The following is a 14899-nucleotide window of genomic DNA, read 5'->3' on the forward strand; positions in this document are numbered from 1 at the left end:
ATCAATGCTTTGAATTTGAGAGCTGAGTCACACTTTAAAGCAATACCATAATCCAACTATACGACTTACCAATTTATTGCTTATTTAACAATAGGTTAGAGAATATGTACAAGTGTACAACTTAATAATACCACTTGCACATCTCACAAAGAGAACCTAAACTCAGAAGTAACGTTAGACAAAGGCTACCCCGACGAAAGTCTGGGCACGCAAAGCTACCGGTCTAAGGGTTGTGGCTCTTGAGTTCACACCTACGACGGCGGAGTTACCGGGACGTTTGTTTCACCTCCCTCCTCTGCAAGTCGGTCCGGATTCTGACGGCTGACAGAGGTCAAACCTTCCTCTCAACCGTTTACCGAATCCTTCGACTGATACTCGGGATTGAAGCAATCGCCCTTTTATTGTGTATGTAAAGTGCGAGAGTCGTCATGCGTAAAGTGATCACAACACATAAACTTGATGTGAACCAGTTACAGCTGGGAATGTACGTATCACGTCTCGATATTCCTTGGAGTGAAACCGATTATAGTTTAAAAGGTTTTTACATTGAATCGCGCAAAGATTTGGAAAAACTCAGCAGTTATTGTCAACATGTTTACATTGATGTAAAGCGAACGTTTGAACACTCTTCCTTAATACTTCAACAACCCAGCGACGAAGACTCTACCGAAATCAAGATAAAAAGTCGTCACTGGCATCAACAATGCAATCATCATTACACAAAGTCTTCCGCATTTGAGCAAGAATTAAAGCAAACCAGTGAACTTCTCGACTATGGGTTTATGGTTTTGAAAGAACTGGCTCAAGATGCAAGGTGCATTTCACCCACTCAGATTAAACAAGTGGATGAGGTCAGTCATTCTATTACGCAGTCGATTATTCGAAACTCCGATGCCTTACTCTGGATGACAAAAGTACATAACGACAATAAAAAAGTTTACGATCACGGTTTAAGAGCAAGTGTTTGGGCTGCTCTTCTGGCTAAAAATTTAAGACTTGCACCAGACAAAATAAATGCGTTAACACAAGCCATCATGTTATCGGGCGTTGGTAAAGCCAAGCTTACACAACAAGACTGGTATGATTACGATGGCATTCACTTAACAAAAGCGTATCGCAGCTACGTTCCTTTAACACTGCATGCGGTTCAGCACTCGAAAATTGAACCTAAAGTATTAACCACCATCAAATACATGACTGCTCGACTCACCGACTTTGAAAAAGAATCTGTCGATAAGAAACGACGCAGTATTCCTTTGTTGTCACAAATCGCCGGACTGGTAGAGTCTTTTGAACTATTAACCAACCCCATGTTTCCAAACGCCAAAAACTCAGTATCCGTTGCTTTTTCTCAAATTTATATGCAACGTGGCGTCTTGTTTGATGAAGTGTTAGTGGATGCATTAATCAAGTCACTGGGAATTTACCCCGTAGGTACATTGGTCGAGCTAAGCGATCACTATAAAGGCATTGTGATTGAACAAAACCCTTCTCAAAGATTGCAGGCCAAAGTTGTGTTAACCCATGATCCGGAGCTCAATCCACTCGATAATCCTCAGATTATTCAACTGGGCAAGGGTAAATTGAAAAACACCGTTATCATAGCTGAGCAAACAGGCTTACGCGTTCATGAAAGTCTGATGCGTGTTATCAATAAAAAAGTTCAGAAGCACTTATTAGGTCGTGCGGGTTATTATTTGGGAAGTTTACGCAGTAAATTGGCCTTTTAACTCAACATAACTTGGCTTAATTTTAGCGACATTTTAACCAACTAAACTAAAAGGTGTATTTTGAAACCGTTGCTTCGTAATACACCCTAAAGTATGCACCTATGATGGTTCCGATGAGCCTTCAGCGACATCAGGTTCGTGCAATTTCAAGCCGACTCGCATTGCGCGCTTTTTCCACTGCCGCCGGGCTAAATGCTGCATATCTTCTATAGTGTCCACTTCGTCCATGATTTCCTGACCAAGTAATGTTTCGAAAATATCTTCTAATGTAACCAGACCGACCAACCCGCCGTATTCGTCAACGAGAACGGAAATGTGCTCACGTCGATCCATTAATTGATCAAATAATGATTTCACTGAGGTTGTGTCCAGAACCACCAACAGTTCTCGTTTAATGCTGGTTAATGTTTTTTCAAGATTTCCTTTGGCGGCTTCCAGCAGCACATCCGTTTTCAATACGTAACCCGTGATATCTTCTGCATGACGATTGTAAACAGGAAAGCGAGAAAAGTGTTTGTTCTCCAGTATTGAGACTAACTCCCCAATATTCTTATTTTGATCCAATGAAACAACGACTGGCCTTGGAGTCATTACGTCTTTCGCTTGTAGCGATTCAAAGAACACCAGGTTTTTGAACGTTAACGCCTCTTTTTCTTCAAATACGCCTTGTTCCAAGCCTCGATCTGCCATAGCCGCAAACTCTTCCCGCGTGAAACTGATGCTATGGCCACCTTTACCCATTGCTCCGGTTATTTTTTGGCAAAACCACACCAAAGGCGCCAAAACGATTATCATTATTTGTAACAATTTTGTTGCAGGATAGGTTAGGTGACGCCAATAACGCGCGCCTAATGTTTTAGGAATAATTTCAGAAAAAACCAAAATTAAAAAAGTAAGTACCGCGGAAGTGATACTCAAATAAGCATTACCAAAAACCACTTGCGATTGAGCACCGACACCCGCAGCACCAACGGTATGAGCAATGGTATTTAAGCTAAGAATGGTCGCCAACGGCTTATCGATATCGGCTTTCATTGCTTTAAGCATTTCACCGTGCGGTTTTTGTTCGCTTTCGAGCATGGCGATGTAAGAGTCGCTCACACTCAATATCACAGCTTCTAATATTGAGCACACAAATGAAACGCCAATAGCGAGTATTAAATATACGATCAATAAGGTCATTGATGCAGTCCAAATAAATTAGGACTGACATACTACTCAATTCGCAAATTCATTTGCAAGCTTAACGCTAATTTGAGCGTTTTCAGTAGCTCATATCTCATGAATTCCACATTCACGCTTCAACCCAAAAAAGCGCGTTTCTTCTTCACTCTGAGCTTCTGAAATAGGGCGAGTCGTGTGCACATCACCAATAGACACATACCCCTGTTCCCATAAAGGATGGTAAGGTAACCGGTGCTGCTTTAAGTAAAGATGCAGATCTCGATTACTCCAGTCGGCAATTGGATGCATTTTAAACCGGTGCTCTTGTCGCCTTAATATATCAATCGACTTTCGACTGCGCGATTGCTCTCGACGTAAGCCAGCGTACCAGGTTCCCGCATTTAATTCCTGCAATGCCAACTGCAAGGGTTCCACTTTATTCAAGCGATTGTACTGCTCAATTCCATCCAATCCTTTGTTCCATAACTCACCAAACCGGGCTTCTTGCCAAGCAGGGCTGAGGGGTGAGCGATACACTTTAAGGTTCAAGTTTAAACGCTGAGTCAGTTCGTCAATAAACTGATAGGTTTCTTTGAACAAATACCCAGTATCAACCAGCACAACAGGTATATTCGGTGCGACTTGACTAAACAAATGTAAGCTCACCGCAGATTGAGCCCCAAAACTCGACGTTAAAACATGTTCGCCTGGTAAGTGCTTTAACGACCAAGCCAATCGTTGCGGAGCGGTCATAGTTTCCAGCAACTGATTGGCTTCTTTAAAATCGAATGACTCGATCAACTCAGTCGAATGGCTCTCCGATTGTTTTACGCTGCATAAAGTCATGGTTCGTATCTGCTCAATGGCTACTTAATACACTCAACTCGCTTTCGCTTGTTGTAATTCAAAGTGAAAGTCACTCGCATCAAATTGATGCTTAATAACGCCCGTTCGAACGACAAAATCTCCAAAAAATTCTTCGGCCTGTTTTTCTTTGCTGTATCGTTCAAACAAGTCATCAAGTATGGATAAAATCTCATCTTCACCAATATTATCGCGATAAATAACGCCGAGTCGTTCACCATGATGACCTGCTCCTAAAAACAGGTTGTATTTTCCTGGGCCTTTCCCGACCAAACCAATTTCCGCAATGTAAGGCCGCGCACAACCGTTGGGACATCCTGTCATTCTCATTGTGATCGGTTGCTCAACCAATTGATGCTTTTGCATTAGTTGCTCTACTTTATCGAGCAACGATGGCATGTAGCGTTCTGCTTCGGCCATTCCTAAACTACAAGTGGGTAAACTGACACAAGCCATGGCGTGACGACGTAACTTGGAAACTTCGTCACCAATTTTTATGCCATGATCAGCCACCAGCTTTTCAATGTGCGCTTTATTGCATTCTTCGATGTTGGCAATGATCAAATTTTGATTGGCTGAAAGTCGAAAGTCTCCGTTATGAATTTTTGCAATCTCACGTAAACCGGTTCGCAATCGGTATTCACCTTCGTCTTTAATACGGCCGTTTTCGATGTACAGATTTAAATGCCATCGACCATCGTGTCCTTTGATCCAGCCGTAACGATCGCTGTTACTGATGAACTCAAAAGGTTGTGCGTCCAGTAGCTTCCAACCCAAGCGGTCGTTCAGCTCTTGCTTAAACCATTCGACGCCGTGTTTTGCAATGGTGTACTTAAAACGCGCCAATTTTCGTTGCACACGATTACCAAAGTCGCGCTGAATTTTTACCACTTGCTCGGCGACCGCCAATACTTGCTGTGGAAAACAAAAGCCAATGACATCCGCGGTACGAGGATGCGTTTCTGGATCACCGTGTGTCATCCCCATACCACCGCCGACGGTAACATTAAACCCTAATAATCGCCCTTCTTTGATGATCGCGATAAAGCCCAGATCATGAGCGTAAACATCCACATCGTTATACGGTGGAATGGCCACCACCGTTTTGAATTTACGCGGTAAGTAATGTTTGCCGTAAATAGGTTCATCCGTTTGCTCGAGTTCCGGATCGGCCTTGTACTTTTCGCCATTGAGCCAAATTTCGTAGTACGCCTTAGTTTTTGGTAACAGGTGCTCGCTGATACGAGCCGCCCATTGATACACTTCCTGATGTGCTTTCGATTCCACCGGATTTGGGTTACACATTACGTTTCGATTCACATCACCACACGCCGCAATGGAATCAAGCAACACTTCATCCATCGCCTGCATGGTCGGACGCAAATTATTTTTAATAATACCGTGCAACTGGAACGCTTGCCGCGTGGTCAAACGAATGGTGTCGTTACCAAAATCAGACGCAATTTTATCCATAGTTAACCATTGCGCAGGCGTTGAAATACCACCCGGTACTCGAGCCCTCAACATAAAGCTGTACAGTGGTTCGAGTTTTTGTTTGCGACGTTCATTACGCAGGTCACGATCGTCTTGCTGGTAAATGCCGTGAAATTTAATCAATTGCTGATCGTCTACTGCGACTTGCCCAGTCACAGGATTAGCCAAACTTTCCTTGATCGTACCGCGCAAATACGTGCTGCGATCTTTGATGTACTCATTTTCCGAAAGACCTGGTTTTAACGTGGAATCAGTCATTTAATATACATCCTTCTGGTAACGGCCCGCTTTACGTAATTCAGTTAATCGCTGTAGCGCTTGTTCTGGGGTTTGTTGCCCCTGCTCTTGCAAAATGTCCAGCAATGTTTGCTCAACCGATTTGCCTATGCGATCTTTATCACCACACAAATAGAGGTGCGCACCTTCTTCGATCCATTGGTATACCTGCTCGGCTTTTTCTTGCAATCGATTTTGCACGTACACCTTTTCAGCCTGATCGCGAGAAAAAGCCAAGTCAATATGGGTCAGTTCGCCTTTCTTTAAATATTGTTGCCACTCTAGCTGATACAAAAAGTCAGTTGCAAAATACGGATTGCCAAACACCAACCAACTTTCTCCTGTTGCATTATCCGCAGCGCGCTGTTGAATAAACCCCCGATAAGGCGCAATACCCGTTCCGGCACCAATCATTAAAATGTTGGTATGGTTATCTTTCGGTAATTTAAAGTGTTTGTTTTTTTCAACAAAAACCTTAACTTGGTCGCCGCTTTCTAATTGAGCTAACAAACTACTCGCAGCGCCTAATCGGTGTTCGCCTTCGCGAAGCTCATCTACCAGTCCGACGGTTAAGTGCACTTCGTCGTCTACTTCGGCTTGGCTGCTGGCAATCGAATATAATCTTGGCGTTATACGCCGTAATTGTTGCACAAGTTCTTGTGCCTCAATTTGTAAAGAATGAGGACGTAACAATTCAACCACCTGACTGCGACTGAGCAACGCATTCAATACAGATTTGTCGGTCACGCTTTGCAGTAACTTTTGATCTTGCGTTTTGTCGGCTAACCATTGCACAAAACCGGGTGCCACTTGTGTCAGTTCATAGTCATTGGTTAATGCATCGCGAATCGATTTTTCAACATCATCAACAACAATTTTTTCTGCACCACTGAAGCCCAGTTCAATCAGTGCTTCTTCTACCAATTGAGGGCGGTTGGTTGGCCAAATACCCAGTGCATCACCAGGTTCATAACTGAGCTGGCTGCCCGATAAATCCAGTTCTACATGATAGGTGAGTTTTTCACTCCCTCGACCGGTAATCGGCAGTACATCCACTATTTCAGCTTCAAATGGATTAAATTTATCAAAACGTGAAACACTCGGTGTGACCACACTCAAATGAGGTTTGTGTTCAGCCGATGAGTCGTCTTTCACCGAATCGCTCAGCTGTAATACCTGTTGTTGCCATAGCATTGATGACTGTTGGTAATCCACATCGCAATCGACACGGTCAAGAACACGAGATGCACCGAGTTGTTCGAGTTGTTCATCAAAATCTTTGCCGGTTTTGCAGAAAAATTCATAGGAAGAGTCACCGAGTGCAAGAACGGCAAATTCCAAACTATTCAGATCGGGTGCCTTTTTACTGTAAATAAATTCATGCAACTCGAGTGCATCATCCGGTGGCTCGCCTTCACCATGCGTACTCACCACCACAAATAACCGCTGTTCTTTCTTTAGTTGCTTGGGGTTGTAGTCGGCCATATCCACCAGTTGTGCTTCGGTGTTTTGCGATTGCAACTGTTGATAAAGATGTTCGGCGATACCGCGCGCATTACCGGTTTGAGAACCGTAAAGAACGGTTGCGGTTTGCACTTCTGCCGGCTTTGACTGCGACAAAGACGGACTGGACTGCGTTAAAGGCGAAGCTTTCTGCACGACAGAACTGATGTCTTTAAGCCCAACAGCAGAGCCTGTAGCTGCCAAGCCAGCAAGATAACCGCTTAACCAGTTCACCTGTTCCAACGACAAGTCACCGATTGCATCGCGTATTTTGTTGGCTTGTTCCGTGCTAAGTGGCGCAGCAAATTCCTGAAGAAGATTGGCTAACATGCCCATTTGTGCCTATATGAATTGCAAAGATGGGCCAAGAATAGAAAAGTCACCCGTTAAGCGGAACGAATGACCGGGAATGACTAACTAACTTTTAGGTATAACGTTTTGATTATCGGTTTAGAGCTGATATTTCACACTCATATTCATCATCCATTGATCGGTTTTTGAGTCGACCCCGGCAACGCGAGCGGTGTTAAAAATGTCAGCAAGCACTCTTTTCTCGTCAACATTTATGTCATTATCAGCCAAAGCCATGCTCAATAATTGTTCAAGCTCTTGCCGGTCGTATTTCCCATCATTAATCAGGTAATCGATTGATTGTTTTAGAATTTCCAAATGTGTCTCATCAAATTTCGTCAATTTAGTGCCTGCCCGAGTGGATTTTATGCTTACTTTAAGTACAATGCGCTGCGATCAATAGCGATTGCGTAAGATGTAATACCGGTTTTAATACCCCAGTTTCTACCGCATTGGTCGGAACAGCATTTAATTTCGAGTGGTTTAGAATACCACCCTTTTTCGAGAATGAGTAAATAGGCAATGACAAACGCGGTGATTACAGGTTGGGGTAAATGTTTACCTCCGGCAGTATTGTCGAATAAGGACTTAGCGTCCTTCTTAAATACTTCCGATGACTGGATCACCAGCCGAACGGGCATTCAAGAACGCCGTATTACCCATCAAAACATCTCAGATTTATGTGCCGTTGCGGGCGAACATGCCCTCGCCTGCGCTGGATTAGATGCAAATCAACTGGACGCCATATTCATTGCCACGTCAAGTGGGGACACCCTTATTCCCAACACCGCTGCTCGTGTGCAACAAAAACTGAGGGCTCACGGCTGCGCTGCGGTAGACGTTAACGCAGCATGTACCGGCTTTATCTATGCGCTGACACAGGCAGCCGCACAAATTAAAACCGGAATGATTCAACGCGCATTAATAGTTGGCTCCGATCGCCTCACTTATTATTGTGATTGGACCAAGCGCAATGTCGCTATTCTGTTTGGCGATGGTGCAGGTGCCGTTGTCATTGAAGCCACTGATGACGATGTCGGTTTTCAACACGCCCATTTAGGTTGTGACAGCGAGGGTTTATCAATTCTGGGCGTCGATAAAATGGGAACCAATGTTCCACGTTATCATGACCGACCAGGCTGTTTCGATGTACCTTTTGAGGGACAAGAAATTTACATGAACGCGATCGCTGAAATGAAACAGTCGTCGCAAGCGGTTATGGATAAGTCTGGGTGGCAAGTGGGCGATATTGATTTATTTATCGCCCATCAGGCGAACATTCGTATTGTGGACGCCATTAGTAAACACATGAAGCTGAAACCCGAGCAAGTTTTTATAAATATTGAAAAGTACGGCAATATGTCTGCTGCGACTGTCCCCGTTGCACTTTGCGAAGCGCTGGAAGCGGATCGAATGAAACCCTACGCAAACCTTATTCTCACCGCTTTTGGCGCTGGTTTAACGTTTGGCGCCTGCAGTATTCGGTGGAATGATCGGGTGACGCCAATTGGTTATTCCGATGCGAAGTTGAAACCCGGCCCTAGCGATGCAATGGCGTTATTAAAAGAAGATATAAAACGCTGTTTTATTGAGCGTAATGAACCTGTTCCCGATAGCTTACTGTGATTAAATGATTCCAGTGATCAAGCCTCCGCCAATCAAAATCAACAAACAACCGGTCACCCATCGTATCAGTGAAATTTTTGTTTTTTCCAACAGCTTTTTGCCGATATAGGTTCCCATAAACGCAGCCAAGGTGGCAAAGCTGACCAACGCCACATCAATTTTGGATACAAAGCTTTCGCCATTTGTAGCTGCAAAAAACGCAAAAAGATAAATGGAAAGTCGAATGATGTCGACTAATGATGCAATGATGGCTTGTGTTGCAACAAACTCTTTTGGCGTTAAGTTACACTTTAATAAAAACATCGATCGCAGTGCGCCCTGATGGCCAGAAAGTCCACCAAAAAAGCCCGATAATACGCCGCCTAACGGCAACCATGTTTGTGTGAATTGGAACTTGCTTTTCAAAGGCGATAAATCAAACAAAGCAAACCCCAAAATCAGCCCTCCCAATACGACTTTAAGCAAAGTTGAATGAAATTCGACATTGAGAATTTGCCAAGTGATGTCCATTTCATCGTGTGCCAGGTAATTTAAACTCATTGCACCAGCCACCGCAGCAATCATAGCTGGGATCCCAAAGCGCAAAAATACCTGACGATGAATTGAGTGATGTAATAGGCTCACTTTAAGAAAATTATTCGCACCATGCACAACCGCAGTCGAAGCAATCGCAACCGGTAAGGGAAAAAACAAAGCAAAAGCAGGCATCAGTAACGTGCCAAGACCAAAACCGGAAAACAATGTTAAAAATGCTGTCGCTAATGCCGTAAGGCCAATAATGAGGTAGGTCAATGCTGTATTCCCATTCACTCTTTCGCACAAATCCGCGTAGATTAATGAATATTGGACGACAATAAAAGTGAAGATTCTATGACTTAAATAGATGATTGAAAAACCGCATAAGACAGTTGGTTTGTCCCGATTACCCAATATCCGTTAAAATAAGACTTTTAGCATTACCTTAATCATTCATGAACAAACCCGTTTATCTCGATTACGCGGCTACAACCCCAGTCGATCCGGCAGTTGCCGAAAAAATGGCCCAATATTTAACGCTGGATGGCCAGTTCGGTAATCCTGCGTCTCGCTCCCATCGATACGGTTGGCAAGCGGAAGAAGCCGTAGACATTGCGCGAAATCAAATTGCACAATTGATCAATGCCGATCCTCGCGAAATTGTGTTTACCTCAGGTGCGACAGAGTCCGATAACCTGGCCATTAAAGGTGTTGCCTATAAGTATCAGGATAAAGGCAATCACATCATCACTTCCGCTACCGAACATAAAGCGGTGATCGACACTTGCCAATATTTAGAAACAAAAGGTTTTGAAATTACTTTTCTACAACCGGATTCAAAAGGCTTTATCACGCCGGAACAAATTGAGCAAGCCATTCGCCCAGACACCCTTCTTGTTTCGATTATGGCAGTGAATAACGAAACTGGTGTAGAGCAAGATATTGCCCAGATCGGTCAAGTTTGTCGTGATGCAAAAATACTCTTTCATGTGGATGCCGCTCAGGCAGCTGGAAAAACACCCTTTGATGTTAAGCAACTTCATGTGGATCTTGCTTCGTTTTCCAGTCACAAAATATATGGTCCTAAAGGAATGGGAGCTCTTTTCGTCCGCCGCAGTCCAGACGTGCAACTCGAAGCGTTAATCCACGGCGGTGGTCACGAGCGCGGTATACGCAGCGGTACTTTGGCGACTCATCAAATTGTTGGCATGGGTGAAGCCTTCGCACTCGCTAACGAAAAATTCAAACAAGAGTCGAAAATGCTTTCTCAATTCAAACAGCATTTTTGGCAAAATTTGTCGCAGCTTGAAGGCATTTATTTAAACGGAGATTTTGAACGCTCTGTATCCAGTATCTTAAATGTGAGTATTGAAGGTGTGGATGGCGAAACATTGCTAATGTCACTCTATAATCTCGCCGTTTCTTCCGGTTCTGCTTGCAACTCCGCCAGTGTAGAACCCTCTTACGTTTTAAAAGCAATGGGTGTTTCGGATGAATTAGCTCACAACGCCATTCGAATCAGTTTTGGTCGATTTAGTACTCAACAAGAAATCGACTATGCTTTATCTGAATTGACTCAAGTGATTGATCGATTACGCGCCATGAATGTATGAATTTTCGTCGAAAATAAGCGAATGCGATCACAATTTCGTCAACAATCGCCGATGAATCTTTTTTTTATAAAAAACGCTTGATTTAATTTTTAAAATCCGCATAATACGCGTCTCACCGAGCAGGGCACCCCAAAAATCTGAGAAATCAGTGAGTTGAATGCTCTCAAACGTGATAAAACTGGGTCGTTAGCTCAGCCGGTAGAGCAGCTGACTTTTAATCAGTTGGTCGCAGGTTCGATTCCTGCACGACCCACCAGCATTTCGAAAGGCCGCATTTTTATGTGGCCTTTTTTATTGCCTGTCTGTAACCTGCGATAACTTCCTTTTTGTTTGGTCGCAGGCCGATTCGTCGGACCGACGATTCCAGCTCAACCCACAGCATTCTGAAAGGCCGCATTTTTATGTAGCCTTTTTTATTGCCTGTATGTAACCTGCGATATCTTTTTTGTTAAAAAGTTTACTTTGTATGAGTATTTTTCAACATGTTTACCCTGCGTTTTCGCTTTTGTTTTCGGGATCCACTTTCGTTTCCGTTGACTTCAGATCAACAACTTGTCCTCCATTTTCCTTTGAAAAATCATCCAAAAAATCGGCGGCCTGAATGCCGGGAATATGAACAGAAGGCACATCTATTTTTGCCTGCTCTAGCGCTTCACGACACAATTTCAATTGCTGATCCACGGCTCGCGAATGCTGCAACATACTCGATATGACTTGCGCAACGGGATCATAACTTAACGAACTTTCACCGTAAGCTTCAAAACCTATCAACTGCTCAATGCGTTTTCGATGCTCTGGATTTTTTCCTTCTTTATCTCGCACAACATGTCCTGGAATACCAATCACCGTTGCCCCTGGGGGCACATCTTTAATGACGACTGAATTCGAACCAACCCGAGCGCCATGCCCTATGGTTATCGGCCCGAGAATTTTCGCACCGGCGCCAATAACAACATTATCCTCCAAGGTTGGGTGACGTTTACCAGGATTCCAAGTGGTACCACCCAGTGTTACGCCATGATAAAGCGTACAGTCATCACCAATCACCGCTGTTTCACCAATGACGACTCCCGTAGCATGATCAATGAAAAAACGTCGCCCAATTTGCGCTCCGGGATGAATTTCAACGCCAGTAAACCAACGTCCTAACATGCCTAAAAAGCGGGCCAACCACTTGATGTTTTTTTGCCACAACCAATGCGTAATTCGATAATTCCAAATCGCCTGCATTCCTGGATAACAGGTTAAAACCTCGAACCAGTTCCGAGCAGCAGGATCACGCTCAAATACGCTGTTGATATCTTCTTTGATTCGGTTTATCACGACTTATCCTCTACGTTAGGCGTGTATTTTTTTATCGAAGCAAGAAAGCCTCTAAATAACCGTATTTCTGCATCCGTAAATTGTGCTTTATTAAACAGTCTGCGCAAGCGCATTTGAATCAAACGAGGCTTTTGTGGATCGAAAAACTCAGTATGCACCATCACTTGCTGTAAATGTTGAAACATCTGCTCCATTTGTTCACCTGTGGCCGGAAGCTCCCCAGAGTCCATTTCATTTATAACGGCGTCAATAACATCGCCACAGTGTCTCGCTGCTAATCGCATCTCGTAAGCCATTAATTGAATGGCTGAAGCCACATTCAGCGAGGAGTATTCCGGGTTGGTTGGAATACACACATGATAATGACAAAGCTGTAACTCTTCATTGGTCAACCCAGAATTTTCTGTACCAAATAAAATCGCAACAGGACGTATTTTCTTATCGCTCGCTATTTTCTCTGCCAGTTCTCGTGGCTCTAACATGGGCCAAGGTAAAGTTCGGCTACGAGCGCTGGTCCCAACAATCAGCGCTTGATCAGCAATGGCTTCTTCAATGGACGAATACACTTTAGCTTTAGCTAAAATATCGTCCGCTCGAGAAGCCCGTTGTGTTGCTTCAGCGCTCGGAAACTGTTTGGGGTTGACCAGTCTAAGATGCTGCAACCCCATAGTTTTTAAAGCACGGGCAGCCGCACCAATATTGCCAGGGTGGGTGGTATGAGAAAGTACAAAATGAATGTCGTCGAGCATATCCGTTTCGATATTAAGTTAAGCATGCGGCGTTATTCTACCAGATGATACGCTAATGGTATGAATTCTCTCAGTTTATAGGAACATAAGTGTTCATTCTTAACCAGCTGGCGTCTGGTACAGGTGAATTTTTGGTTCAAAATTCGTTAAGCTTCTGCTAGAATCCGCCGCGTTTGAAAGTTCGATATCTCGAACCGCTGTTATAGCATCCGTTCTTATACAAGGTGATCTCTATGCATCCATTGCAAACCATTGCAGTCCGTGCGGCGCGCGCGGCTGGCGATACGATTATGCGCGCAACCGAAAACCTGGACAAGGTGAAGACTGAAGTTAAAGGACGCAACGATTTTGTAACCGACGTTGATCGAAAAGCCGAGCAACGCATTATAGAGACCATCTGTAAAACCCACCCCAACCACTCCTTTTTAGCCGAAGAAAGCGGCGCACAAGGCGAAGCTGATGTGCAGTGGATCATCGACCCTATTGATGGCACCACCAATTTTGTTCGCGGGATGCCGCACTTTTCAATTTCCATTGCCGCTCAAATTAAGGGCAAAGTGGAAATTGGCGTTGTTTACGACCCCGTTCGGGAAGAGTTGTTTACCGCTTCTCGAGGCAATGGCGCGCAACTCAATGGCAAGCGTATTCGTGTCAGCGAAGTACGCAATCTTGATCAGACCCTTTTAGCTACCGGATTTCCTTATCGCAGCATGAGTCAATTCGATCACTACATGACACTCTTCAGCAAACTCTACCCCAAATGCGGTGATATGCGCCGTGCCGGTTCAGCAGCGTTGGACCTGGCTTATGTGGCTGCGGGCCGCTTTGATGGGTTTTGGGAATTTGGTCTGAAATGGTGGGATATCGCCGCGGGATCACTGCTGGTTTCCGAAGCTGGCGGTATGATTGCTGATATGAAAGGTAACCCCAACTACAAACAGTCTGACTCAATTTTGGCCGCTAACCCCAAGATTTTTAAAACAATTTTGGGCAATATTGGATAAAAAGAGGTTTGTGAAGCTCGGGGCATCTTATTTTCACGTTTGGACATGGTATACTTGAGCATTCCAGTTGGTTATTTACCTGAGTTCTGCACTCAGGTATAATCGCCGCAAGCATCAAAGCGAGGTCTGGATATGAAGTTAACCACCAAAGGCCGCTACGCGGTAACCGCTATGCTGGATCTGGCGATCCACGCGGAAGAAAATCCCATTACGCTGCTGGAAATTTCCAACCGACAAGGCATATCGCTCTCTTATTTAGAGCAGTTATTTGCCAAATTACGGCGTAATCGCCTGGTAAAAAGCATACGCGGGCCTGGCGGTGGTTATCAATTACAAGATCCAGCCAATGTAATTACAATTGCCAGCGTGATCGATGCTGTTAACGAAACTACCGATGTCACGGCCTGTCATGGCAAAGGTAACTGCCATCAGGGTCAACAATGCATTACCCATGATCTTTGGTTCGAGTTGAGTCAGCAAATTCACCAGTTTTTATCCGGGATTTCGCTGCAAACGGTCATCGATCAACAACGTGCCAAACATCGTTTGAATTCCGTACCGGAAACGCAGCAATCGCCTTACGAAAGTAATACGTTTATCTTGTCAGAAGTGAGCTAACCGCTTGCGTTTCTGATATAATTTGCGCCCCTTCGAGCAGGGCTACACGTACAGATAAAGAGTAATTT

The 14899-nt window shown here is 44.2% G+C and carries 13 protein-coding genes, 1 tRNA gene and 1 riboswitch; of the genes, 6 read left to right on the forward strand and 8 right to left on the reverse strand.

Annotated features, from left to right (window positions below):
• Positions 1–173 precede the first annotated feature (173 nt).
• A riboswitch (cyclic di-GMP riboswitch) is annotated at positions 174–273 on the forward strand.
• A gap of 155 nt (positions 274–428) precedes the next feature.
• Positions 429–1730, forward strand: coding sequence for an HD-GYP domain-containing protein (locus tag ACTUJY_RS07950; RefSeq protein WP_463615542.1), 1302 nt, complete (start codon positions 429–431; stop codon positions 1728–1730).
• A 99-nt stretch (positions 1731–1829) separates the two neighbouring features.
• Here the strand turns inward: ACTUJY_RS07950 and ACTUJY_RS07955 are convergent, their stop codons facing one another.
• The 5 genes from ACTUJY_RS07955 to ACTUJY_RS07975 form a co-directional block, all read right to left on the reverse strand.
• A complete protein-coding gene (locus ACTUJY_RS07955; protein WP_463615543.1) occupies positions 1830–2912 on the reverse strand; it encodes a CNNM domain-containing protein in 1083 nt (360 codons plus the stop codon).
• A 90-nt stretch (positions 2913–3002) separates the two neighbouring features.
• Entirely contained in the window at positions 3003–3740 is a 738-nt protein-coding gene (locus ACTUJY_RS07960) for a phosphoadenylyl-sulfate reductase (protein ID WP_463615544.1), read from the reverse strand.
• Positions 3741–3773: 33 nt separating this feature from the next.
• On the reverse strand, positions 3774–5510 hold the full coding sequence (cysI, locus tag ACTUJY_RS07965; RefSeq protein ID WP_463615545.1) for an assimilatory sulfite reductase (NADPH) hemoprotein subunit: 1737 nt from the start codon (positions 5508–5510) through the stop codon (positions 3774–3776).
• Positions 5511–7361 carry an assimilatory sulfite reductase (NADPH) flavoprotein subunit gene (locus ACTUJY_RS07970; protein WP_463615546.1) on the reverse strand — a complete coding sequence of 617 codons (1851 nt, stop codon included), beginning with the start codon at positions 7359–7361 and terminating at the stop codon, positions 5511–5513.
• A 120-nt stretch (positions 7362–7481) separates the two neighbouring features.
• Positions 7482–7724 carry a hypothetical protein gene (locus ACTUJY_RS07975; RefSeq protein ID WP_463615547.1) on the reverse strand — a complete coding sequence of 81 codons (243 nt, stop codon included), beginning with the start codon at positions 7722–7724 and terminating at the stop codon, positions 7482–7484.
• Positions 7725–7904: 180 nt separating this feature from the next.
• Here ACTUJY_RS07975 and ACTUJY_RS07980 point away from each other — a divergent pair, with 180 nt between their 5' ends.
• Positions 7905–9008 (forward strand): beta-ketoacyl-ACP synthase 3, encoded by a 1104-nt coding sequence (locus ACTUJY_RS07980; protein ID WP_463615548.1) that lies wholly within the window; start codon positions 7905–7907, stop codon positions 9006–9008.
• Here ACTUJY_RS07980 and ACTUJY_RS07985 read toward each other — a convergent pair whose 3' ends face one another.
• Positions 9009–9800 carry a TSUP family transporter gene (locus tag ACTUJY_RS07985; RefSeq protein ID WP_463615549.1) on the reverse strand — a complete coding sequence of 264 codons (792 nt, stop codon included), beginning with the start codon at positions 9798–9800 and terminating at the stop codon, positions 9009–9011. It lies immediately after the preceding gene.
• A 179-nt stretch (positions 9801–9979) separates the two neighbouring features.
• Here ACTUJY_RS07985 and ACTUJY_RS07990 point away from each other — a divergent pair, with 179 nt between their 5' ends.
• On the forward strand, positions 9980–11137 hold the full coding sequence (locus ACTUJY_RS07990) for an IscS subfamily cysteine desulfurase (protein ID WP_463615550.1): 1158 nt from the start codon (positions 9980–9982) through the stop codon (positions 11135–11137).
• Between the two features lie 180 nt (positions 11138–11317).
• A tRNA-Lys gene (locus ACTUJY_RS07995) sits at positions 11318–11393 on the forward strand.
• Positions 11394–11623: 230 nt separating this feature from the next.
• On the opposite strand, the gene cysE is transcribed toward ACTUJY_RS07995, so the two are convergent.
• Together cysE and ACTUJY_RS08005 are read right to left on the reverse strand one after the other, a co-directional pair.
• Positions 11624–12460, reverse strand: coding sequence for a serine O-acetyltransferase (gene cysE / locus ACTUJY_RS08000; protein ID WP_463615551.1), 837 nt, complete (start codon positions 12458–12460; stop codon positions 11624–11626).
• Positions 12457–13209 (reverse strand): RNA methyltransferase, encoded by a 753-nt coding sequence (locus tag ACTUJY_RS08005; RefSeq protein WP_463615552.1) that lies wholly within the window; start codon positions 13207–13209, stop codon positions 12457–12459. Before ACTUJY_RS08005 ends, cysE begins: the two co-directional genes overlap by 4 nt.
• 233 nt (positions 13210–13442) lie before the next feature.
• On the opposite strand from ACTUJY_RS08005, the gene suhB reads away from it, so the two are divergent.
• Entirely contained in the window at positions 13443–14213 is a 771-nt protein-coding gene (gene suhB / locus ACTUJY_RS08010; RefSeq protein WP_463615553.1) for an inositol-1-monophosphatase, read from the forward strand.
• Positions 14214–14345: 132 nt separating this feature from the next.
• Positions 14346–14831 (forward strand): Fe-S cluster assembly transcriptional regulator IscR, encoded by a 486-nt coding sequence (gene iscR, locus ACTUJY_RS08015; RefSeq protein WP_463615554.1) that lies wholly within the window; start codon positions 14346–14348, stop codon positions 14829–14831.
• Positions 14832–14899 lie beyond the last annotated feature (68 nt).

Source organism: Pleionea sp. WD8-19, from assembly GCF_055326765.1.